The 21,592-nt window shown below is 69.0% G+C and carries 21 protein-coding genes and 1 pseudogene; 8 read left to right on the top strand and 14 right to left on the bottom strand.

What is annotated here, in order from left to right; genetic code table 11:
• Positions 1-13 precede the first annotated feature (13 nt).
• The 3 genes from CFB40_RS23730 to CFB40_RS23720 all read left to right on the top strand — a co-directional run bounded on the left by CFB40_RS23730 (position 14) and on the right by CFB40_RS23720 (position 3,907).
• On the top strand, positions 14-1,201 hold the full coding sequence (locus tag CFB40_RS23730) for a porin (RefSeq protein ID WP_089432551.1): 1,188 nt from the start codon (positions 14-16) through the stop codon (positions 1,199-1,201).
• Between the two features lie 320 nt (positions 1,202-1,521).
• The gene (locus CFB40_RS23725) at positions 1,522-3,543 is read left to right on the top strand and encodes a BCCT family transporter (RefSeq protein WP_089427708.1); all 2,022 of its coding nucleotides are present in this window, start codon (positions 1,522-1,524) and stop codon (positions 3,541-3,543) included.
• A gap of 52 nt (positions 3,544-3,595) precedes the next feature.
• Positions 3,596-3,907: a hypothetical protein gene (locus CFB40_RS23720; RefSeq protein WP_089432550.1), complete on the top strand. Its 312-nt coding sequence runs from the start codon at positions 3,596-3,598 to the stop codon at positions 3,905-3,907.
• Positions 3,908-4,006: 99 nt separating this feature from the next.
• Here CFB40_RS23720 and CFB40_RS23715 read toward each other — a convergent pair whose 3' ends face one another.
• Entirely contained in the window at positions 4,007-4,855 is an 849-nt protein-coding gene (locus tag CFB40_RS23715; protein ID WP_089432549.1) for a class I SAM-dependent methyltransferase, read from the bottom strand.
• Between the two features lie 166 nt (positions 4,856-5,021).
• Here CFB40_RS23715 and CFB40_RS23710 point away from each other — a divergent pair, with 166 nt between their 5' ends.
• From CFB40_RS23710 to CFB40_RS23700, 3 genes are all read left to right on the top strand, one after another.
• Positions 5,022-6,485 (top strand): metallophosphoesterase family protein, encoded by a 1,464-nt coding sequence (locus tag CFB40_RS23710; protein ID WP_089427711.1) that lies wholly within the window; start codon positions 5,022-5,024, stop codon positions 6,483-6,485.
• Positions 6,482-7,879, top strand: a complete 1,398-nt coding sequence (locus CFB40_RS23705) for a cytochrome-c peroxidase (RefSeq protein ID WP_179255299.1) — start codon at positions 6,482-6,484, stop codon at positions 7,877-7,879. The genes CFB40_RS23710 and CFB40_RS23705 overlap by 4 nt, the downstream gene beginning before the upstream one ends.
• 97 nt (positions 7,880-7,976) lie before the next feature.
• Positions 7,977-8,252: a hypothetical protein gene (locus CFB40_RS23700; protein WP_011355479.1), complete on the top strand. Its 276-nt coding sequence runs from the start codon at positions 7,977-7,979 to the stop codon at positions 8,250-8,252.
• Between the two features lie 81 nt (positions 8,253-8,333).
• On the opposite strand, the pseudogene CFB40_RS23695 reads toward CFB40_RS23700, so the two are convergent.
• The 9 genes and pseudogenes from CFB40_RS23695 to gtdA all read right to left on the bottom strand — a co-directional run.
• Positions 8,334-8,660, bottom strand: a pseudogene (locus tag CFB40_RS23695) (PLP-dependent aminotransferase family protein); the annotation flags it as partial.
• Positions 8,661-8,693: 33 nt separating this feature from the next.
• Positions 8,694-9,116, bottom strand: a complete 423-nt coding sequence (locus CFB40_RS23690; RefSeq protein WP_089432548.1) for a DUF6691 family protein — start codon at positions 9,114-9,116, stop codon at positions 8,694-8,696.
• Position 9,117: 1 nt separating this feature from the next.
• Positions 9,118-9,552 carry a YeeE/YedE family protein gene (locus tag CFB40_RS23685; protein WP_089432547.1) on the bottom strand — a complete coding sequence of 145 codons (435 nt, stop codon included), beginning with the start codon at positions 9,550-9,552 and terminating at the stop codon, positions 9,118-9,120.
• A complete protein-coding gene (locus CFB40_RS23680; RefSeq protein ID WP_089427714.1) occupies positions 9,542-9,892 on the bottom strand; it encodes an ArsR/SmtB family transcription factor in 351 nt (116 codons plus the stop codon). Before CFB40_RS23680 ends, CFB40_RS23685 begins: the two co-directional genes overlap by 11 nt.
• A gap of 102 nt (positions 9,893-9,994) precedes the next feature.
• Complete coding sequence (locus CFB40_RS23675) at positions 9,995-11,356, bottom strand: MFS transporter (protein WP_089432546.1); 1,362 nt, start codon at positions 11,354-11,356, stop codon at positions 9,995-9,997.
• 79 nt (positions 11,357-11,435) lie between these two features.
• On the bottom strand, positions 11,436-12,644 hold the full coding sequence (locus CFB40_RS23670; protein WP_089432545.1) for a 3-hydroxybenzoate 6-monooxygenase: 1,209 nt from the start codon (positions 12,642-12,644) through the stop codon (positions 11,436-11,438).
• A 19-nt stretch (positions 12,645-12,663) separates the two neighbouring features.
• On the bottom strand, positions 12,664-13,305 hold the full coding sequence (gene maiA, locus CFB40_RS23665; RefSeq protein WP_089432544.1) for a maleylacetoacetate isomerase: 642 nt from the start codon (positions 13,303-13,305) through the stop codon (positions 12,664-12,666).
• Positions 13,306-13,330: 25 nt separating this feature from the next.
• Positions 13,331-14,029: a fumarylacetoacetate hydrolase family protein gene (locus tag CFB40_RS23660; RefSeq protein ID WP_089432543.1), complete on the bottom strand. Its 699-nt coding sequence runs from the start codon at positions 14,027-14,029 to the stop codon at positions 13,331-13,333.
• 89 nt (positions 14,030-14,118) lie between these two features.
• Positions 14,119-15,162: a gentisate 1,2-dioxygenase gene (gene gtdA / locus CFB40_RS23655; protein WP_089432542.1), complete on the bottom strand. Its 1,044-nt coding sequence runs from the start codon at positions 15,160-15,162 to the stop codon at positions 14,119-14,121.
• A gap of 164 nt (positions 15,163-15,326) precedes the next feature.
• On the opposite strand from gtdA, the gene CFB40_RS23650 reads away from it, so the two are divergent.
• Entirely contained in the window at positions 15,327-16,271 is a 945-nt protein-coding gene (locus CFB40_RS23650) for a LysR family transcriptional regulator (RefSeq protein ID WP_089432541.1), read from the top strand.
• Between the two features lie 243 nt (positions 16,272-16,514).
• Here CFB40_RS23650 and CFB40_RS23645 read toward each other — a convergent pair whose 3' ends face one another.
• From CFB40_RS23645 to CFB40_RS23630, 4 genes are all read right to left on the bottom strand, one after another.
• Positions 16,515-17,783, bottom strand: coding sequence for an NAD(P)/FAD-dependent oxidoreductase (locus CFB40_RS23645; RefSeq protein ID WP_089432540.1), 1,269 nt, complete (start codon positions 17,781-17,783; stop codon positions 16,515-16,517).
• Positions 17,780-18,013, bottom strand: coding sequence for a 2Fe-2S iron-sulfur cluster-binding protein (locus CFB40_RS23640; protein WP_012338331.1), 234 nt, complete (start codon positions 18,011-18,013; stop codon positions 17,780-17,782). The genes CFB40_RS23645 and CFB40_RS23640 overlap by 4 nt, the downstream gene beginning before the upstream one ends.
• A gap of 192 nt (positions 18,014-18,205) precedes the next feature.
• Positions 18,206-19,333, bottom strand: coding sequence for an NAD(P)/FAD-dependent oxidoreductase (locus CFB40_RS23635; protein ID WP_089432539.1), 1,128 nt, complete (start codon positions 19,331-19,333; stop codon positions 18,206-18,208).
• Positions 19,330-20,262 carry a 4-hydroxyproline epimerase gene (locus CFB40_RS23630; protein ID WP_089433294.1) on the bottom strand — a complete coding sequence of 311 codons (933 nt, stop codon included), beginning with the start codon at positions 20,260-20,262 and terminating at the stop codon, positions 19,330-19,332. Before CFB40_RS23630 ends, CFB40_RS23635 begins: the two co-directional genes overlap by 4 nt.
• 251 nt (positions 20,263-20,513) lie before the next feature.
• On the opposite strand from CFB40_RS23630, the gene CFB40_RS23625 reads away from it, so the two are divergent.
• Positions 20,514-21,434, top strand: coding sequence for a dihydrodipicolinate synthase family protein (locus CFB40_RS23625; RefSeq protein ID WP_006484863.1), 921 nt, complete (start codon positions 20,514-20,516; stop codon positions 21,432-21,434).
• Positions 21,435-21,592: the final 158 nt, after the last annotated feature.

The raw sequence follows: 21,592 nt of genomic DNA, 5'->3' as shown, positions 1-21,592 counted from the left end.
CTGGAGATCGTCAATGAAAGCACCCGTCAATCGCTATGCAATCCTGATTTTATCGGCTGCATCGCTCGGCACGACCGCCGCCCACGCGCAGAGCAGCGTGACGCTGTACGGTGTCGTCGACGATTCGCTCGCGTACGTGAACAACCAGCAGGGCCACTCGAACGTCTACATGCGCGACGGCAACCTGTATGCGTCGAAGTTCGGGCTGCGCGGTGACGAGGATCTCGGCGGCGGCACGCATGCGATCTTCGACCTGCAGTCCGGCTTCAACCTGAACAACGGCGCGCAATCCGCCGCCGGCCTGATCTTCAATCGCCAGGCGTTCGTCGGCCTGCGCAACGATCACTACGGCACGATGACGGCCGGCCGCCAGTACACGCCCTACTTCCTGTTCGTCGGCCCGTACGCGTCGAGCAGCTGGCTGACCGGCGCGACGGGCGCGCATCCGGGTGACATCGACGGCCTCGACACGACGACACGCGTGAACAACTCGGTCACCTATACGTCGCCGACCTTCGCCGGGCTGACCGCCAGCGCGATGTATGCCTTCGGCGGCATTGCCGGCGCGACCGGCAAGGGCAACACGTTCAGCGCCGCGCTGCGTTATGCGAACGGGCCGATCGGCGTCGCGGCCGGCTACCTGCGCATCAACAGCTCGGGCTCGTCGGCGGGCTTCCTGAATCCGGCGACCGCCGCGTCGGGCAGCTTCGCGGTGTCGGTGCTGAACCAGGGCTACCTGACCGCGAAGGCCGTCGAGCAGGTCGCGGCGGCCGGCAACTACACGCTCGGCGACCTGACGATGGGTCTCAACTACTCAAACGTGAAGTACCTGCCCGGCAACGGCTCCGCGTTCACGGACACGGCCGTGTTCAACACCTACGGCGCGCTCGCCGCGTACCGCTTCACGCCGGTATTCTCGGTGGCCGGCGCGTTCGCGTACACGCTCGCGTCGAAGGCGAACGGCATCAACAGTGCGGCCCGCTACCAGCAGTATTCGCTGAAGGAGTCGTACAGCCTGTCGAAGCGCACGACGCTCTATGCGCTGCAGGCGTACACGCATTCGAGCGGGCAGACGCTCGGTGCGCAAGGCGCGGGCCACGTGATCGACGCGGCACCGATCGTCGGCGATTCGCAGCAGCTCACGCCGTCGACGACGCGCGGCCAGTTCGTCGGCATGGCCGGGATCGCCGTCACGTTCTGAACCCTCGCGGCAGCGCTTTCGGCGCGCTGCCCCTGCCCCGGACGACACGCGCATTTCCCGCATTCCACGCGCGCCGTCCGGGCGCCCGATAAACGTCCGCCACGGCGTTTGCCGCGCCCCGTCCGCCCGCCGGGCGAACCTCCCGGGTTTTCTCGATCCTCCCAATACCTTACAATTCGTCAGGTTCACCTCTTCTGCATGCCCCCTTCTTGCAGTCCTGACACCGCGGTACACTCGACGCACGCCGTATCAGGGTCCGACGCGCGACACGCGCGCCGGGCGGCGTCGCGCCTCGTTGCGCCCACAACTGGATGCCAGCCATGCCAGATTCCCGTCCCTCGCCCCGCACGACGTTCAAGCCGCAGGTCGTCCTGCCCGCGCTCGCGGTCATCGGCGCACTGCTCGTCGTGTGCGCACTGCACCCGAGCGAAGCCGGCGCGCTGTTCTCCGCCGGCCAGCAATGGGTCATCGCACGCTTCGACTGGTTCTACGTGCTCGCCGTCACCGGCTTCCTCGTGTTTCTCGTGCTGATCGCCGCCAGCGACTTCGGCAACATCCGGCTCGGCCCCGACGACGCCGAACCCGAATTCAGCTTCGTGTCGTGGACGGCGATGCTGTTCGCGGCCGGCATGGGTATCGGCCTGATGTATTTCGGCGTCGGCGAGCCGATGCAGCACTTCCTGAAGCCGCCGACCGTCGACCCCGGCACGCCCGCCGCCGCACGCGAGGCGATGCTGATGACGTTCTTCCACTGGGGCTTCCACGCGTGGGCGATCTACGGGTTGATGGGGCTCGTGCTCGCGTATTTCGGCTTCCGCTACAACCTGCCGCTGACGCTGCGCTCGGGGCTGTATCCGGTGCTGCGCGAGCGCATCAACGGCTGGATCGGCCACACGGTCGACGCGTTCGCGCTGGTCGGCACGGTCGCCGGCATCGCGACGACGCTCGGCTACGGCGTGATGCAGATCAGCGCCGGCCTGCACACGGTCGTGGGCTGGGACACCAGCGGCAACGCGTTCCGCATCGGGCTCGTCGTGCTGGTCGTGCTGCTCGCGGGTGCTTCCGCCGCGAGTGGCCTCGACAAGGGCGTGCGGCGGCTGTCCGAGCTGAACCTGCTGCTCGCGTTCCTGTTGCTCGCGTTCGTGGTCGTCGCGGGACCGACGTCGTTCCTGCTGCGCGCGCTCGGCGACAACATCGGCCAGTACCTGTCGCATCTCGTCGACCTGTCGTTCCGCACCTATGCGTACGCGTCGCCGCGCGAGGAAGGCTGGTTCGGCGGCTGGACGATCCTTTATTGGGCATGGTGGGTATCGTGGTCGCCGTTCGTCGGCATGTTCATCGCGCGCATCTCGCGTGGCCGCACGATCCGCCAGTTCGTGATCGGCGTGCTGCTCGTGCCGACCGCGTTCAATCTCGTGTGGATGACCGTGTTCGGCAACAGCGCGATCTGGCTCGATACGCACGGCGCGGCCGGCGCGCTAGCGCAGACGGCCACCAACGTCGACGCGCTGCTGTTCCGCTTCTTCGATTTCCTGCCGCTGTCGCAAGGGCTGTCGATCGTCGCGATCGTGCTGATCGCGGTGTTCTTCGTCACGTCCGCCGATTCGGGCGCGTTCGTGCTCGACCAGATCGCGACGCGCGGCAACGCGCACTCGCCCGTGTGGCAACGGCTGTTCTGGGCCGCGCTGCTCGGCGTGACGGCCGCGGTGCTGCTCGTCGCCGGCGGGCTCGGCGCGTTGCAGGCGATGACGCTGATCGCCGCGCTTCCGGTGGCGATCATCATGCTCGCGCTCTGCTACGGGCTGTGGCGCGGGCTCGCGGCCGACCGCGCGCACTATTCGCAGGACATCGCGCCCGCGACGAGCTTCTGGACCGGCCAGCACTGGCGCCACCGCCTGACGCACATCCTGCGGCAGACGACCGAAGCCGAAGCGCGCCAGTTCGTCGCCGAGACGGTCGAGCCCGCGTTGCGCAAGGTCGCCGACGAGCTGCGCGCGAGCGGCGTCGATGCGAACGTGCAGCGCGACAGCGACGATGCCGTGCGGCTCACCGTGCCGACCGCCGACCACCGCGATTTCGTGTACGGCGTGCGCGTGACGGTGAAATCCGCTGCCGCGTTCCTGGTGCGCGAGGCAGCCGAGCCGGAAGCGGAACGGGCCCACGTGTACGGGATCGTCACGTTCTTCGAGGACGGGCGGCTCGGCTACGACGTCGAATACCTGCGCGGCGACGAAGTGATTGCCGATGTGCTGCGCCAGTACGAACGCTACGTGTCGCTCGCGGCCGACAAGCGCACGCATCTGCTGAGCCGCGCGCCGGGACATGCGACGGAGGCCGAATGAGCTCCGCCCTTGCCATGCCGTGGCGGTTCGCCATCCTCGATGGAGCGGCACGATGACCGGACTCCTGCAAAGCCGCGCCTCCGACGTCATCGCGCTCGGCACGCTCGCCGTGCTCTATCTCGGCGGCGCCGGCATCGCGCTGTGGCGAATCCGGGCCGCGGCGCCGCGCGGCAAGGTCTACTGGATCGTCTGCGCGGCGCTGCTCGCCGGCGGCGCCATCGCGATGGGCGTCAACCTGTCGCCGGTGCCGGATACCGGGAACATGCCGCCCGGATTTGCGCTCGGCGTCGAAGCCGTGCTGCTCGGTCTCGCCCTGGTCGCCGGCGGATGCGCGTGGTTGATGTTGCGCGCGCGGCGACACTGACGCGCGTGCGTCACGCGGCCCGGCTTCGTCCCGCGCGAACGGCCACGCGCGGGGCGAACCGGCCGGCCCTTCGTTGACCTGCCTCGTTACCGCAACGCATTACGCGGACGGTGCCCGCGCCGTCACGAGCCAGCATGCCGCGTCGAAGCGCACATCGGCACCCTCCACGTAACGCGCGAACGCGGCACGCATCGTGTCGACCACGCGCCGCCGGGTCGCCTCGTCCACCTCCAGCAACGCCAGCCCGACCGGGCCCAGCCGCGAGATGTAGTCGTCCAGCGCGGAAGCAGGCAGCGCGCACGCCAGATCGACCGGCTCGATCGCGATGTCCGCCCAGCCGCTATCCGACAGCACCGACGCAACGCGCTGCCGGTCGCCGAACGCGAATTGCCCCGGCGCGCCGGGCCGCCGGGCGGGCAGGTTCGGCAGCAACGGCGCGGCGGCCCGCTCGGCGATCGTCATGAACGGATTGTCGGCCGCGCTGCGCCATGCGATGAACCGCATCTGCGCATTCGGCCGTGCCGCATGCCGCAGATTCTCAAAAGCACGAACCGGATCGTCGAAGAACATCACGCCCAGGCGCGACACGATCAGGTCGACGCTCGCGGGCTCGAACGCGTGGGTCTGCACATCCGCGCGCACGAAACGGGCGTGAACGCCGCTGCGTTCGGCGCGCGCCTGCGCGGCGTCGATCATCCGGGCCGAGATATCGATGCCCGTGCATTGCGCGTCCGCCGCGAGCCGCCGCGCAATCGCGAGCGTGACCGCGCCCGTGCCGCAGCCGACGTCGAGCACGCTGCGCGCGGACGACGTGGCCGCCGCATCCACGAGCAACTTTTCCAGCGGCTCGAACATCCGGTCGATCGGCGCCTGCGTGTCGACCCACGCGCGCCCCGACGGGCCGTTCCAGAGCGCGGATTGTTCGTCATTGGGCAGGCTGGTTTCCATCGTCGATTCCCCTTCTGGCTCATTGATCGTGCCTCGCACTTTGCTGCTTCAAGCCGGCTTGAGGTCAAGCCCCCGGGCCGTGCTCAAGCGCCCTGTCGCGCCCGGTTTTTTCATATTTCTTACATTCGCGCTGCGTATCGTTGACGACTTTCCTACGGTGCCTCCCATGCGACGACTCCTCACGCGCGCGCTGCTCGTGCGCTGCGCCCCCCTTGCTGCCCTCGCCGCGCTGTCGGCGTGCTCGAACCACATCGATTCGCCGGCCGATCCGGCGAGCGCATCGGCCAACGTCCAGGCCGCATGGGTCGAGATCGGCGAGTCGAACCAGGCGATCGCGCGCGTCATCACGAACTACACACCCGCGTCGGCCGGCGATCCGCTGTGCCCGCAACTGACCGTCGACGGCAAGCTGTCGCGCATGGCCGTGCGCGCGGGCGCCGCTACCCTTGCCCAGCGGCCCACCGCCAGCGATCCGTCCGATTCGAAGCCGTCGAGCTTCCCGGTGTCCGTCTGCGAGATGACGCTACCGGCCGGCGCGCAGGCGGCGAGCGTCGCGGGCCGCACGCTGCCGCTGCCGAAGGCGCAGCCGCAACGCATCGCGATCATCGCCGATACCGGCTGCCGCATGAAGAAAGCCGACAACGCGTGGCAGGCGTGCAACGACGCGACGGTGTGGCCGTTCGACACGATCGCGGCCAGCGTCGCGAAGCTGTCGCCCGACCTCGTGATGCACATCGGCGACTACCACTATCGCGAGAACGCGTGCCCGCCGGACATCGCCGGCTGTAAGGACAGCCCGTGGGGCTATGGCTGGGATACGTGGCAGGCCGACCTGTTCCGCCCGGCCGCGCCGCTGCTCGCGAAGGCGCCATGGGTCGTCGTGCGCGGCAACCACGAGGAGTGCGCGCGGGCGGGCCAGGGCTGGTTCCGCTTCCTCGATCCGCGCCCGTATTCGGCCGCGCGCTCGTGCGACGATCCGGCCAACGACAACAACGCGAACTATTCGGAACCCTATGCGGTGTCGCTCGGCGGCGGCTCGCAGGTGATCGTGTTCGACACCGCGAAGGTCGGCCGCACGCCGCTCAAGACGACCGACGCGCAATTCGGCATCTACCAGAAGCAGTTCCAGACGGTCGCCGCGCTCGCGTCGAAGGCCGGCATGACGACGACGATCTTCACGAACCACCATCCGATCCTCGCGTTCGCGCCGATCGCCGGCAGCACGCCCGCGCCGGGCAACCTCGCGCTGCAGTCGGTGATGTCGAGCCTCAACGCGCAGGCGTACTACCCGCCCGGCGTGCACGTCGCGCTGCACGGGCACGTGCACGACTTCCAGGCAATCAACTTCTCGTCCGGGCATCCGGCGACGATCGTGTCCGGCAACGGCGGCGACAATCTCGACGTCGCGCTGCCCGACCCGTTCCCGGCCGGCCTGACGCCCGCACCGGGCGCCGTGATCGAACGGCTGTCGCACAACAACAGCTTCGGCTTCCTGATCATGGAACGTCGCGCCGCCCCGGCGACCGGCTGGGTGTTCCACGCGTATTCGGCGGCCGGCAAGCTGCTCGCGTCGTGCGACCAGTCGGGCACGACGCTCGCCTGCGACAAGACGGGGTTCATTGCGCCGTGAGTGAAGGGGTTCGATGTGACGGCCGCCATGCGGGCGGCCTGCAAACGCTGCGCACGCTAGCCACGGCGGTCGTATTCACCGGCCTGACGCTCGCGGCTCACGCCGCGCCGGCCGAAACGGTCCTGCTCCCCGGCGCGCCGCCTTCGCGAGTGGTCGACACGATCGGCAACGGCACGCCGCAGGTGACGGGCAAGATCGATGCGGCGACCGCCCGCTTCGCGCCCGACCCGACGCTCGTCGCGCTCGGCCGCCGGATCTTCTTCGATCCGCGGCTGTCCGAGCCGCGCGGCATGTCGTGCGCGGGCTGCCACGATCCGGGCCGCGCGTTCGCGCCGACGCTGTCGGCCGCCTCGCTCGCGGGGCCCGGTGTGCCGGAAGGCAGCCGGCCCGGGCGTTTCAGCCAGCGCAACGCGCCGTCGCTGCTCTATGTGCGTTACGTGCCGCGCCGCCACTTCTACCAGGATGACGACGCACCCGCGCCGTCGCCGTTCGGCGGCCTGTTCAGCGATGGCCGCGCGGATACGCTCGCCGAGCAGATCCGCGGGCCGCTGTTCGATCCGAACGAGATGAACAACCGGTCGCCCGCCGCGCTGCTGCGCAAGGTCGACGCGACCGAACTCGCGCCCGATCTCGCCGCACGTTTCGGCGCGCCGGTGCGGCGCGATCCCGAGCAACTGGTGCATGCGATGGGCCTGGCCGTCGAGGCCTATCTGCAGAGCGACGAGATGGCGCCGTTCACGTCGCGTTTCGATGTTTTCCTGCGCACGCGCAAGCCACTCGCGCCGGCCGAAATGCGCGGCCTCGCGCTGTTCCGGAATCCCGACAAGGGCAACTGCATGAGCTGCCATACGCTGTCGGAGACGTCGAGCCGCCCGGAGCGTTCGCTCTTCACCGATTTCGGCTACGACGCGATCGCGGTGCCGCGCAACCGCGCGCTGCCGGCGAACCGCGATCCGCGCCATTTCGACAACGGGCTGTGCGACACCGCACGTCGGCTGCGCTGGCCCGAGCCGACGCAATGGTGCGGCTACCTGCGCACGCCGGGGCTGCGCAACGTCGCGGTCAAGCAGACGTTCATGCACAACGGCGTGTTCACGACGCTGCGCGACGCGGTCGCGTTCTACAACACGCGCTCGACCGACCCGGGCTTCTGGTATCACGGGGCCAGAACGTTCGACGACGTGCCGGCCGCCTACCGCGGCAACATCAACATCAACTCGACGCCGATGAACCGTCGGCCGGGCACGCCACCCGCACTGAGCGACGCGGAAATCGACGACATCGTCGCGTTCCTCGGCACGCTGACTGACGCGCGCTACACGAAGGTTGCGGCTCCTGTGGCGCCCGCCGCTCCTGCTGGCCGGATCACGCGAACCACCGTACCGGCTCGCTGACCCTGGCCGAACGGCCAGCCGCATGCGCACCCGCTTGCGGTCACCGCAAACACTGGTTATATTTACAGTACTGTATTTATGAACAGTGAGGTGCGCGATGGAACATCTGGTCCGTATCGTCAACGAAGCTGATCGCCAAGTGCTGGCGTGGCTCCGCGCTCAGGTCGGTGATGCCCGCGTCGAGCGCGCGGCTCGCCAGCTCGGGCATACGCGCAAGCCCTTCCCGTCCGCCGTATGCCGGTATCTGGGCATGAGCGCACCGGCCACGCTGCGCCAGGCCGAACGGCCGCGCGCCGCTCGCGATTTCTCGGTCGGCGATCGTTACCTGTCGTTGATCCGCCAGCACCTCGCCACGCACTCGGCCAGCCGATGAAATGGCGGCGGCTGGCCGCGTCGGTGGCCCGGAAAGCCGGAGGGCCTGCGAATTCGCTGGCCCGGCCGGCCGACACCATGCTTACGTGGCCGCGGTGGCTTCCCGTACGAGGCGGCCGAGCGTTTCAAATGCCGCTTCGTGCGCCGCATCGGACACGCGCGTGCAAGCGCGCCGGATATAGCCGTCGAAGCGGTCGAAGCGGTCGAAGCGGTCGGAATTCGAGAAGATCGAGCCGGGCGCGATCCTGACTCCGTGCGCGAGCGCGGCGTCGAACAGCGCCTCGGAGCGCATGCCGTCCGGCAGCGCGATCCACAGCAGCATCCCGCCCGGCGGCTGGTTCATCCGGGTTCCGGCCGGGAAATGCCGCGCAATCGCATCGATCGTCACGTCGCGCTGCACGCGCAATCGCCGCACCCTGCCTGGCACGCGGCGGCCCCGACATCACCGCACACCCCTGCGCCGCTCGACCCACTCGAACACCGCCATCCCGGCCAGCATCGCGACGACGAACACGATCCCCTTCGCGGACCCGAAGCCGATCGACACGATCGCGGGCCCCGGGCAGAACCCGGCGATCCCCCAGCCGATGCCGAACACCGCACTTCCGGCAACCAGCCGCACGGTGATCGCACGCACGGCCGGCAACTGCATCGGCAAGCCGAGCCACGTCCGCGTCCGGTGCTTCGCCCAGGCGAACGCGAACACGGCCACGCCCGTCGCGCCGGCCATCACGAACGCGAGCGACGGATCCCAGCGGCCCGCCAGGTCGAGAAAACCGAGCACCTTCTGCGGATTGGCCATGCCCGACACGATGAGGCCGGTGCCGAACAGCAGCCCCGCCAGAAACGCGAATCCTGCCTGCATGTCAGCCTCCCAGCACGTGCCGTCGCACGAAGACGGTCGCGAAGCCTGCGACCATGAAGACTACCGTCGCGACCACCGAGCGCAACGCACCGCGCGACATCCCGCACACGCCGTGGCCGCTCGTGCAACCGCCCGCATAGCGCGTGCCGACGCCGACCAGCAGCCCGGCCGCCACCAGTTCGACCCAGCCTGCATCGACAAGCGGCGTCATACGATTCCCTGCGACGTACATCACAAGCGGCGCGGCGATCAGCCCGGCGACGAACGCAGCGCGCCAGTCGCGCTCGCCCGCGCGTGCCGTGAGCAGACCGCCGACGATGCCGCTGATGCCGGCAATCCGGCCGTTGAACGCGACGAGCCACACGGCCGCGAGCCCGATCAGGACGCCGCCGGCCAGCGACAGCCACGGCGTGAAATGAAGCGCATCAAGCTGCATCGCGCCGCCCCTTCGCGGCCGGGCCGCAGAACTGTTCGTACAACACGCCCATCACCGCGATCGCGGCCGGGCTGTCGAGCGAATAGTGGATGTTCTTGCCCTCGCGGCGCGTGCGAACCAGCGCGTTGTCCCGCAACACGCCGAGCTGCTGCGACAGGGTCGGCTGGCGGATATCCAGCGCCGTCTCGAGATCGCTGACGCACCGCTCGCCTTGCGACAGTTCGCAGAGCAGCAGCAGCCGGTCGGGATTCGACATCACCTTGAGCAGCGCGCAGGCCGATTCGGCAGCCGCACGCATCGGGTCGGGTTCCGGCAACCCGGTGGAAAGATCGTCGTTCATCGGCGCAGGGACACAATTAAAGAATCAATATTATATTGATTTATATAATGATGTTCCCCGCGGTTTACCGGGAGAGGCAGGCGGCCTTGCCCCCTCCTTCGCTCAGGCCTGCTTGCCCGCCATCGCCTTCGCGGCAGTTACGCGCGTCGAATCGGCGCGAACCACACCGAGCGCCAGCACCGCCATCCCCGCGATCACGCACGGCACCGCGACGACGGCGAACGCTGTCGACAACGGCACGCCCATCGCGAGCATCGCGCCGCCCGCCATCGATCCGACGACCGAGCCGGCACGGCCGATCCCGTTCGCCCAGCTCACGCCGGTGGTGCGGCACTCGGTCGGATAGAACGCGGCCGACAACGCGTTCGCGCCGACCTGAGAACCCGACACGCAAAAGCCGGCCGCGAACACGGCGAGCGCGGCGCCCCACGGCGATGCGGCAAACACACCGATCGCGGCGACGAACACACCGGCCGCCGCATAGCTGCAGGCCAGTACACGATGCGGATCGAAACGGTCCATCAAGCCGCCGAGGACGATCGCGCCGAGCGTGCCGCCGATCTGGAACATCGCGGTGACGCGTGCGGCCGTCTGCAGCGTCGCGCCGGTCGTGCGCAGCAGCGTCGGCAGCCAGCTCGACAGCAGGTAGATCACGAGCAGGCTCATGAAGAACGTGAGCCACAGCAGCAGCGTGCCGCGCAGCAGGTCGGCACCGAACAGGCGGCCAAGCGGCGACCCGGCCGGCTTGCCGTCGGGCGCGATGAACGACGCATTCGCAAGATGCGGATCGGGTGCGATGCGCCCCAGCATCGCCGCGATCCGTTCGCGCGCCGCACCTGCGTTGACGAGATAGCGCACCGATTCCGGCAGCCGCCACGCGAGCACCGGCAGCAGCAACAACGGCGCGGCCCCGCCGACGACGAGCACCGCGCGCCAGCCGTGGTGTTCGATCAACGACGCAGCCGCGAGCCCGCCGAGCGCGGAGCCGATCGTGAAGCCGCAGAACATCGTCGTCACCAGCAGCGAACGGCGCCGCGCCGGGCAGTATTCGGACGTGAGCGTGATCGCATTGGGCATCGCGCCACCGAGCCCGAGCCCGGTCACGAAGCGCCACGCGATCAGCTCGGTCAGGCCGCCCGCGCTCGCCGACGCGGCGCTCGCGATGCCGAAGCACGCCACGCAGGCGAGCAGCAGCCGCTTGCGGCCGAACCGGTCGCCGAACGGCCCGAACACGAGCGCGCCGGCCATCAACCCGGCGAGCCCCGCGCCGAACACCGGTGCGAGCTGCGCGGGCGACAGCCCCCATTCCGCGCGGATGACGGGGGCGATGAACCCGATCGATGCGGTATCGAAACCGTCGATCGCGACGATCAGAAAGCACAGGACGACGATCGCGGCCTGAAACGGCGCCACGCGATGCCGGTTGATCCATTCGCTGACGTCGATGGACAGCGTATCGGCCATGATGATGTCTCCTCCAGGAAGGCGGTCGCGCGTCGTGTCGTTGAAATGCGCGCCGCCGGAATCGGCCAACCGCGCCGCGTTACGCGACGGACTTCAGGCAATCCTCCGCGCGCCAGCCGTGCAGCCAGTCGAGCGCGTCGTAGAACTGCGCCTGCGTGCGGCCGACCCAGAGGCCGTTGCGCACCTGCCGCTCGACGCCCTTAGCGTGATAGATCCGCCCCATCTCGCGCGCCGAATACAGCACGCGCGCGGTGCGCGGAATCCGCACACGTTCATACAGCGCGAACGCGGCCTCGAAGTCGCCATCGGTCCGGGCGACGGCCGCACCGAGCGTCACCGCGTCCTCGAGCGCCTGGCACGCGCCCTGCGCGATGTATTGCGTCATCGGATGCGCGGCGTCGCCGAGCACCGTCGCGCGGCCTTCGCTCCAGCGTTCGACCGGATCGCGATCGGCGGTCGCCCAGCGCTTCCACGACGTCGGCCGGTCGAGCATCTGCTTCGGCAGCGGATGGACGCCGTCGAAGTACGACAGCACTTCTTCCTTGCTGCCCTCGCGCACGCCCCAGGTTTCCTGCTCGCGGCTGTGGAACGTGACGACGAGGTTGTACTGCCGCCCGCCGCGCAGCGGGTAGTGGACGAGATGGCAATGCGGGCCGGCCCACACGACCGGCGCATTGATCTGCAGGTCCTGCGGCATGTTGTCGACGTCGACCACCGCGCGATACACGACGTGGCCCGTCACGCGATGCGCGTCGCCGATCAGCGCTTGACGGATCGCGGATTTCACGCCGTCGCAGCCGATCACCGCATCCGCGCTATAACGTTCGCCGTGCTGGTCGGTCACGGTCACGCCGTTGCCGTCCTGCTCGAAGCCGCACACCTGCGTGCTCGTCCGGAATTCGATCAGCGGATGATCCTTGACCGCCTCGTAGATCGACAGGTGAATGTCCGCGCGATGAATCACCGCATACGGATTGCCGAAGCGCTCGCGGTACGCGGCGCCCGTATCGACACGCGCCACCTCGCGCGCATCGACCGCATCCATCAGTTGCAGCCAGTCGGTGAACACCGCCCGGCCGCGCGCGGCCTCGCCGACACCCAGCGCGTCGAGCGCGTTGAATGCGTTCGCCGCGAGCTGGATTCCCGCGCCGATCTCGCCGATCCGGTCGGCCTGTTCGAGCAGCTTCACGCGGATGCCCTGGCGCGCGAGCGCGAGCGCCGTCGCGAGCCCGCCGATGCCGCCGCCGATCACCAGCACGCGCCGGCCGTTGTGTTGTGTCTCGCCCATGTCTGTCTCCTGCTTCGTGTTACGCGACGTAATCCGGTTGTCGCTGCGGCTGCGCCGCCTCGAACGCCGGCTCGTGCCGCGCGTGTTCATATACCGCGAGGCTGCGCGGATACGCGCTCAAGTCGCAATCCATCCGCAACGCGTTCGCGACCTGCGGCACGAGGCATACGTCGGCGAGCGTCGGCGTGTCGCCGAAGCACCACGGGCCGTCGTCCGCGCGCGCGAGCAGCCGCTCGACGGCGGCCATCCCTTCCGCGATCCAGTGCCGGTACCACGCGGTCTTCTGCTGCGGCGTGACCTTCAACTCGGTGTCGAGATAGCGCAGCACGCGCAGGTTGTTGACCGGATGGATGTCGCATGCGATCAGCGTCGCGAGTTCCAGCACGCGCGCACGATGGTGCGGTTCGAGCGGAATCAGTCGAGGCGTCGGCTGGATCTGGTCGAGGTAATCGAGGATCGCGAGCGACTGCCCGAGACGAAAATCCCCATCGACCAGCGCCGGCACCGCGGCCGACGGGTTCACGTTCGCGACGTACGCCGCCTCGCGATGCTCGCCGGTGCGGATGTTCACCGGCAGCGTGTCGTACGGCAGCCCTTTCAGCGCGAGCGCGATGCGCACCCGGTAGGACGTCGAACTGTTGAAGAAGCTATGCAGTTGCACGATGTCGCCTTTCGATGAAGATGCGTCAGACCACGCGCACGGTCAGCTCGCCGAGCCGTTCGACGCCAACCTTCATCACGTCGCCCGCGACCACCGCGCCGACGCCTTCCGGCGTGCCCGTGAAGATCACGTCGCCCGGTTCGAGGCGGAAGAACTTCGACAGGTCGGCCACCGTTTCCGCGACCGACCAGATCAGGTGCGACACGTCGCTCTTCTGCTTCGTCGCATCGTTGACGGTCAGCCACAGGCCGCCCTGTTCGAAGTGACCGACGTCGCTCGCCGGATGCACGGGCCCGACCGGCGCCGAGCGGTCGAATGCCTTGCCGATTTCCCACGGTCGGCCCATCTCGCGCATCTTCATCTGCAGGTCGCGGCGCGTCATGTCGAGGCCGACCGCGTAGCCCCACACGTGTTCGAGCGCGTGCTCGAGCGGGATGTCCGAACCGCCCTTGCCGATCACCGCGACAAGCTCGGCTTCGTAGTGATAGTTCTGCGTCTGCGACGGATAGGCGAGGTCGAGCGTGTCGCCGTACGCGACCGGCACGATCGAGTCGGCCGGCTTGCAGAAGAAGAACGGCGGCTCGCGATCGGGATCGAAGCCCATTTCACGTGCATGGGCCGCGTAGTTGCGACCGACGCAATACACACGGCGTACCGCGAACTGCGCGTCGCTGCCGGCAACGGGGAGCGCCACGGGCGCTTCGGGCGGGAAAACGAAAGTCATGAATGGCTCCAGCGTCAATACGAATGAAGGGGCGCGCCGCCGCAGCGACGCACGGGAAACGGGAAACGAATCGTCGAAACCGGCCGGCGTCAGTCGCGCGCTTCGCGCAGCAGGTTCAGCGCGGACAGCACAGGCCGGTCGGAATAGCTGAACAGCACGCTGTCGGACGACGCAGACAGCCGCACCGGCGCCCACGACGGCGCGACGAAGATGTCGTGCGGCTCGAAATCGAATGCAACGCCGCCGATATGCGCGGTGCCGCGGCCTTCGACGACGCAGTAGATCGTCGCGTCGGTGCTGCGGTACGTGCGGCCGTCGAAACCGGCAGGCAGGAACTGCATGAAGGTCGCGATCGTCGGCATCGGCCAGCCGCCCGTCGCGGGGTTGACGTAGCGCAGCTTCACGCCGTCCCACGCGTCGAGCTCGCCGTTCCGGTACAGCGCGTCGAGCGCTTCGCGGGTGCGGGCATACGGGTAGCTGAACACCGGCGACGTCGGATCGCTCACGCGATGCCGCACCGGCACCATGTTGTGACCGAAGCGCGCGAAGCTGTCGCCTTCCGGGCGATTCACCGGCTGCACGGCTTCCGGGTAGTTCTCCGCGAAGCCTGCGTCGAGATTCGCGAGCAGCGGGATGTCGAGCCCGTCGAGCCATACGACCGGCTCGCCGCCCGCTTCCTCCGACGGGTTGCCGTGGTCATGCCAAGCCCACGACGGCGTGATGATGAAGTCGCCCGGATGCATCGTCGTGCGTTCGCCGTTCACGGCCGTCCACGCGCCACGCCCTTCGACGATGAAGCGCAGCGCCGACTGCGTGTGCCGGTGGCTTGGCGCGATCTCGCCCGGCAGGATCAGCTGCAGGCCCGCGTACAGGGTCGGCGTCATGCTCGACTTGCCGGGCAGCCCCGGGTTCTCCAGCACCAGCACCCGGCGCACGGCTTCTTCCGCGCTGATCACGCTGCCGGCCTGCATCACGAGGTCGCGCACCTGCGCGTACTTCCAGATCGCGGCCTGCGCGGCCGGCTGCGGAGTTTTCGGCACGAGGTTGTGCAGCGATTCCCACAGCGGCGCCAGGCGTTGCTCGGCGATCCGTGCGTAGTAGGCGGCGCGCGACGCGTCCGGGTGGGTCGTCATGATGTCTCCTTGGAGTCGGCCGATCGGCGTCGGCGCTATGTCGGGGCGGGAACCGTGCTGCAGTCCGTTAGTGGATTTATATTCGACCAAGACATACCCGGTAAAATGGTCAAATCATCTGATCCATATGTTTCTGGATATACCTACTCGCGACGAGGCATGCGATGGACTGGACCTACCGGCTGCGCCTGCGGCATCTGCAGGTACTGTTGAGCCTTGCCGGCACCGGCAATCTGAGCCAGTCGGCGGTCGCGCTCGCCACCACGCAGCCCGCGCTGTCGAAATGGCTGAAGGAACTGGAAGAGGATGTCGGGCTGCCGCTGTTCGAACGGCATGCGCGCGGCCTGCGGCCGACGCCGTACGGCGAAGCGCTGATCGAGCATGCGCGCCGCGTCGAAGCGCAGCTCGACGTCGCACGTGACGACATGGCTGCGCTGCGGGAAGGCGGCAGCGGCCTCGTGACGATCGGCACGTCCGGCGTGGCGGCGGCCGACACGGTGCCGCTCGCGGTGTCGCAGTTGCTGAAACGGATGCCGCGAGCGCAGGTGCGGATGACCGAAAGCACGATGAACCAGCTGATGCCGCAGCTCGCACGCAGCGAACTGGATATCGTCGTGGGCCGCTCGGGGTCGACCTCCGTCGATCCGCTGCTGCATGCCGAAGCGCTGTATGTCGATCCGGTCGTGTTCGTCGCGCGGCCCGGCCACGCGCTCGCCGGTGCAACGTCGGTCGGCTGGGACGACGTGCTCGCCTACTCGTGGATCGTGTGGCCGTCGGGCACGCCCGTGCACAACGCGCTGGAGGCCGCGCTGTCGGCCGCCGGCCGCGTGCGGCCGCCGCACTGCGTCGAATCGAATTCGTCGATCCTCAACCTCACGCTGCTGAACAACACCGACCTGCTCGGCGTGGCATCGCACCGCGCTGCGCAGCGCTTCGCGCAATTGAACGCGATCCGGATCCTGCCGATGCAGCTCGAGGGCCAGGGCGCGGTGTCGATGTACTGGCACCCCGACAGCGCGAATCGCGCGGCCGTGGCCGCGACGATCGAGTGCCTGCGCGCCTGTGCGGCGCCGCAGGTCGGCGGATGGGAGAAAGTGAAGGTGGAATGAATGGCGCGGCCCGGTGTCAACCGGGCCGTGTTGCCGTGTTGCCGTGTTGCCGTGTTGCCGTGTTGCCGTGTTGCCGTGTTGCCGTGTTGCCGTGTTGCCGTGTTGCCGTGTTGCCGTGTTGCCGTGTTGCCGTGTTGCCGTGTTGCCGTGTTGCCGTGGTGCCGTGGTGCCGTGGTGCCGTGGTGCCGTGGTGCCGTGGTGCCGTGGTGCCGTGGTGCCGTGGTGCCGTGGTGCCGCGACGCGTCACGCGCCGTCGCAGGATGCCGTGCCGTCCAGCATCAACGTACCGACCCGCGCGGGCACGAGCGGCGTACGCGGCATCGGCGGCGTCCAGCCGAACAGCGCCTGCGCAGCCGCGCTACACACGCGCCCCTGACACGCGCCCATCCCGCAACGTGACTGCAGTTTCGCGGCCGTCCAGCCCGGTGCTTGCGCGACGGCGTCGAAACGCACGTCCTCGCAACGGCACAGCAACGTGTCGGCCCGCGCGAGCCGGCGGATCGGTTCGCGGATCGCGAAACGCTCGCGTACGGCATCGGCAAACACCTGCCAGTGCGCTCGTTGCGTAACCAGCGCGGCCAACTGCGCGGTCTGCCCGGTCGCCGCCAAACCGGCGATTTCGCCTTCGACCATCGCCAGTTCGCTGCCGCCGACGCCCGTGCACTCACCCGCCGCAAAAAACCCATCGCGGCTCGTGCGCTGGTGCACATCGACCGCCACCGCGCCATCGTCGATCCGGCAGCCGAGATGACTGGGCAGCACGGTGTTCGGCACGAGGCCGAAGCCGCACGCGAGCCGGTCGCAGTCGACGTCGAACTCGCGATCGCCCTGACGAATCCGCACGCGTTCGAGCCGCTTGTCGCCGAACGCCTCGACGACATGCGCATCAGGCCGATAGGCGGCGGTGACGAGCTTCGCGGCCTGCGCGAGCTTCGACGGCCAGCGCCACAGCCCTGCCCCGAAACCGGCCACGTCGCCCCATGCGGCCTGTTCGAGCACGTGCGACACGCGCGCGCCAGCCTGACGGGCCGTCGCCGCGCTCGCCAGCAGCAGCGGCCCGCTGCCCGCGATCACCGTGCGCTGCCCGCGCACGTCGAGGCCGTACTTGATCAACGCCTGCAAGCCGCCCGCGCCGGTGACACCCGGCAGCGTCCAGCCCGGAAACGGCAACAGCAGCTCGCGTGCGCCGCAGCAGAGAATCAGCGTGCGGAAATCGAGCAACAGCCCGCGTTCGTCGTCTTCGAGCAGCAGCGTGCCCGGCTGCGTTTCGGCGACGATGCGCGTCGCCGCGAGATGCGTGACGTTCGGCTGCCGCAATACGGCGAGCCGCTCGGCGGCGGCCGGCGTCGGCATCGCCGCCGCGCCTTGCCGCCAGATCTGCCCGCCCGCCCGCGGGTTGTCGTCGACGATCGCAACCGTCGCACCACTGCGTGCGGCGGCCCGCGCGGCCGACAGCCCGGCCGGCCCCGCGCCGACGATCGCGACGTCGACGCTCAATCGTTCCTGTTTCATCGCGTGCGCTCCACCTGCATTCCGTCGCGGCACAGCGTCTGGCAGGCCAGCCGGCGACGGCCATCGATCGTCATCCTGCACTCCTGGCAGATTCCCATCCCGCAAAACGGCGCACGCGCCGCACCCGTGCACGACACGCGCGTCGTGTCGTCGCCGCTCGCCGCGACGGCGGCCGCGACGGTCGCGCCGTCGGCCACCGTCAGCGCGCGGCCGTCCAGATGAATGATCATGTCAGCCTCCGCCGGGCCGCCCCAAGGAGGCTGACCGCCCCCGCGGGGGGCAGCGAACGATGAGAGCGTGGGGGTCGTTTCATCTCAGCCTCCGCCGGGCCGCCGCTGCGAGGGGCGCCGTGCATGGGACGGGAGTCAGCTCTGAAGCGCCAACACCGGTCGACAGCGAACGAAGAGAGCGTGGGGGTCGTTTCATGTCAGCACTCCGGCTACGAGGGACGCGCTCAGAAAGCGTCCCGGCAAATACGGTTCGATATCGATGGGCGGCCGTTCGCCGGCCATCAGCGCCGCGACGAGCCGCGCGCTGCCCGGCGCGGTCGTCACGCCGAGCCCTTCATGCCCGACCGCGAGCCACACGCCCGGCCGCGCCGGATGCTCGCCGAGCAGCGGCAGCCCGTCGGGGCTCGCGGAACGGAAGCCCGTCCATGCGCGGATCCCGTTCAGGTCGGCCAGGTCCGGCAGATAACCCACCGCGCGGCGCAGCATGCGCGCGAGCACGGGCGGGTCGACTTGCGCGTCCTCGGTGTCGAACTGGCGCGACGAACCGATCAGCAACTGGCCGGTCGGCCGCGGCTGCACGTTGAACGCGACCGACGTGCCGTCGCTCGCATGCGCGCTCGCCGCATAGCCCAGCTCGACGAGCTGGTGCGACACCTGGCCGGGATAGCGGTCGGTGATCAGCAGATGGCCCTTTTTCGGGCGCAGCGGCAACTCGGGCAGCAGCGTGCGCGCGGCGACGCCGTTCGCGACGACCACCCGCTCCGCGCGCAGCGTGTCGCCGCTCGCGAGCGTCACGCTCGGGCCGTCGACCGCGACGGCCCGGTCGCGCCGCAACGTGATGCGCGGCGCGCGCTGCAGCAGCCAGTTCGCGGTGACGGGCGCATAGAGGATCGCGTCGCCGGGAATCTTCAGAGCACCGCCGAGGCCCGCGCGCAGCATCGGCTCCAGCCGCGCGAGCGTCGCCGCGTCGATCAGCTCGCCCGCCACGCCATGCGCGGCCAGCGTCGCCTGCTTCGCGCGCGCCAGATCCATTTCGTGCGCATCGGCGGCGAGCCACAACGTGCCGCAGTTGCGGTACGCGCACCCTTCCGGCATCTCGCCGCTCAGCGCGCGCCACAGTTCGATCGAGTAATGGCTGAGCGCGAGTTCGGCCGCGTTGTCGTCCATTGCGACGAGATGCCCCATGCCCGCGCCGGTTGCCCCGCCGCTCGCGTCGTCGACGACGAGCACGCGCAGCCCGCGCTGCGCGAGTTCGTGCGCGCACGCCGCGCCGACGATGCCGGCGCCGATCACGACGACATCCGTCTTCGTGTCGCTCACGGCGCAATACCCCAGCCGAATGGATCGTCTTCCTCGATCAGCAGCGTCGCTTCCGCGCTCAGGTGCGCGCTGCCGCGAATCGTCGGCACGATGCCGCCGTCGGCCACTTCGTAGCTCGCCTGGAACACGCTGCCGATCACGCTCGCCTGCCGCCAAACGGTGCCCGGTTCGAGCTTGCCGTCGGCCGCGAGGCACGCAAGCTTCGCGCTCGTGCCGGTGCCGCACGGTGAGCGGTCGTACGCGAGGCCCGGGCACAGCACGAAGCTGCGGCTGTCGTGCTCGGGATCGTCGGCGAACAGCTCGATATGGTCTATCTCGCCGCCGTTCGCGCCGGTGATGCCCGCGCGTTCGAGCCCTTCGCGCACGGCCGACGCATACGCGGTGAGCGCCGCGACGTTGTCGCCGGCAACGCGCTGCCCATGGTCGCTGATCAGGAAGAACCAGTTGCCGCCCCACGCGACGTCGCCCTTCACGGGGCCGTAACCCGGCACGTCGAGCGCGACGCCCTTCGCATGGCGATACGCAGGCACGTTGCGCACGCTGACCGACAGGTCGTCGTGCAGGGTCGCCTCGACGGTGCCGACGGGCGTCTCGATCCGGTGCACGCCGGGCGCGATGCGCCCCATATGGTGCAGCGTACGCACGACACCGATCGTGCCGTGCCCGCACATCCCGAGATAGCCGCTATTGTTGAAGAAGATCACGCCGGCCGCCGCCTCGGGCGACACGGGTTCGCACAGCAGCGCACCGACCAGCACGTCGCTGCCGCGCGGTTCGAGAATGCAGGCGGTGCGGTAGCGGTCGTGCTCGCGCGCGAGCACGTCGCGGCGCTCGGCCATGGTGCCGCTGCCGAGCGCGGGGAAACCGGACACGACGAGCCGAGTGGGTTCGCCGCCCGTGTGCGAATCGATGATCTGGATGCGCTTCATCATGAGCTGTCCGAAGTGGGGAAAGGAGCACAGCTTCCTCCGTCGCGCGTCCGCCCGCTTGTGGCTTTTCGATGAGGACGACGACGAAATCGGCATAGTGCGAAGCGCCCTTCCCGCGCCGTCCGGCCGCTGTGCCGATTTCGTCATTTTGCTCCGCGATACGACTCAAGCGTGATGGGCATTTGCGCGGCGATACTGGTTGCCACACCGACACCTGTCGGCCGACCGATACAAACACGTAGGAGATTGAAGTGAGCCGAAACGCCATTCAGTGGACCGGGGTTTTCCCGGCCGTCAGCACCCAGTTCAAGCCGGACTTTTCCCTCGACATCGATGCCACGCACCGCGTGGTGAAGAACCTGGTGAACGACGGCGTATCGGGCCTCGTGGTCTGCGGCACGGTCGGCGAGAACACGTCGCTGTCGACGAGCGAGAAGCTCCAGGTGATCGAGGCCGCACGCGACGCGGCCGGCGGCAAGATTCCGGTGATCGCCGGCATCGCCGAATTCACGACCGAATTCGCGCGCAACACGGTGCGTGAGGCGCAGCGCGTCGGTGTCGACGGCGTGATGGTGATGCCCGCCCTCGTCTACTCGGCGAAGCCGCACGAAACCGCCGCGCACTTCCGCGCGGTCGCAACCAGCACCGACCTGCCGGTGATGGTCTACAACAACCCGCCGATCTACAAGAACGACGTGACGCCCGACGTGCTGATCGCCCTGCAGGATTGCGAGAACATCGTCTGCTTCAAGGATTCGTCGGGCGATACGCGCCGTTTCATCGACCTGCGCAACGCCGTCGGCGATCGCTTCGTGCTGTTCGCGGGCCTCGACGACGTCGTGGTCGAGAGCATCGCCGTCGGCGCCGAAGGCTGGGTGTCGGGCATGTCGAACGCGTTCCCGAAGGAAGGCGAGACGCTGTTCCGCCTCGCGAAGCAGAAGCGCTTCGACGAAGCGCTCGCGCTGTATCGCTGGTTCATGCCGCTGCTGCACCTCGACGCGCGCCCCGACCTCGTGCAGTGCATCAAGCTGTGCGAAGAGCTGGTCGGCCGCGGCAGCGCGATCACGCGCCCGCCGCGCCTCGCGCTGCAGGGCGACACGCTCGCGGAAGTGAAGGCCATCGTCGCGAAGGCGCTCGAAACGCGCCCGGCGCTGCCCGACGTCGGTCTCTGACCGACTTCCCCTGCGGCGGCACGCGGGCTTTCCCCCTGCGCGCCGCCGTCTTCGGTCCGGCATGGCCTGCGGGCCCGTTCATACCGGCGCCCGAGCGCGCCGCGCGTGAACGCCCCGCAGCCCGCCCCGGTCGTTCGAACCGGGCGACGCCGGCCGGC

Origin of the sequence: Burkholderia sp. AU31652 (genome assembly GCF_002223155.1) — a bacterium.
Classification (GTDB): domain Bacteria; phylum Pseudomonadota; class Gammaproteobacteria; order Burkholderiales; family Burkholderiaceae; genus Burkholderia.
The sequence above is the reverse complement of the archived record's forward strand: the minus strand, read 5'-3'. Positions and strand labels throughout refer to the sequence as shown.

Coding starts and splice junctions, on each gene's coding strand:
- CFB40_RS23730 (WP_089432551.1), top strand. CDS start 14: ATGAAAGCACCCGTCAATCGCTATGCAATCCTGATTTTATCGGCTGCA.
- CFB40_RS23725 (WP_089427708.1), top strand. CDS start 1,522: ATGCCAGATTCCCGTCCCTCGCCCCGCACGACGTTCAAGCCGCAGGTC.
- CFB40_RS23720 (WP_089432550.1), top strand. CDS start 3,596: ATGACCGGACTCCTGCAAAGCCGCGCCTCCGACGTCATCGCGCTCGGC.
- CFB40_RS23715 (WP_089432549.1), bottom strand. CDS start 4,855: ATGGAAACCAGCCTGCCCAATGACGAACAATCCGCGCTCTGGAACGGC.
- CFB40_RS23710 (WP_089427711.1), top strand. CDS start 5,022: ATGCGACGACTCCTCACGCGCGCGCTGCTCGTGCGCTGCGCCCCCCTT.
- CFB40_RS23700 (WP_011355479.1), top strand. CDS start 7,977: ATGGAACATCTGGTCCGTATCGTCAACGAAGCTGATCGCCAAGTGCTG.
- CFB40_RS23690 (WP_089432548.1), bottom strand. CDS start 9,116: ATGCAGGCAGGATTCGCGTTTCTGGCGGGGCTGCTGTTCGGCACCGGC.
- CFB40_RS23685 (WP_089432547.1), bottom strand. CDS start 9,552: ATGCAGCTTGATGCGCTTCATTTCACGCCGTGGCTGTCGCTGGCCGGC.
- CFB40_RS23680 (WP_089427714.1), bottom strand. CDS start 9,892: ATGAACGACGATCTTTCCACCGGGTTGCCGGAACCCGACCCGATGCGT.
- CFB40_RS23675 (WP_089432546.1), bottom strand. CDS start 11,356: ATGGCCGATACGCTGTCCATCGACGTCAGCGAATGGATCAACCGGCAT.
- CFB40_RS23670 (WP_089432545.1), bottom strand. CDS start 12,644: ATGGGCGAGACACAACACAACGGCCGGCGCGTGCTGGTGATCGGCGGC.
- CFB40_RS23660 (WP_089432543.1), bottom strand. CDS start 14,029: ATGACTTTCGTTTTCCCGCCCGAAGCGCCCGTGGCGCTCCCCGTTGCC.
- gtdA (WP_089432542.1), bottom strand. CDS start 15,162: ATGACGACCCACCCGGACGCGTCGCGCGCCGCCTACTACGCACGGATC.
- CFB40_RS23650 (WP_089432541.1), top strand. CDS start 15,327: ATGGACTGGACCTACCGGCTGCGCCTGCGGCATCTGCAGGTACTGTTG.
- CFB40_RS23645 (WP_089432540.1), bottom strand. CDS start 17,783: ATGAAACAGGAACGATTGAGCGTCGACGTCGCGATCGTCGGCGCGGGG.
- CFB40_RS23640 (WP_012338331.1), bottom strand. CDS start 18,013: ATGATCATTCATCTGGACGGCCGCGCGCTGACGGTGGCCGACGGCGCG.
- CFB40_RS23630 (WP_089433294.1), bottom strand. CDS start 20,262: ATGAAGCGCATCCAGATCATCGATTCGCACACGGGCGGCGAACCCACT.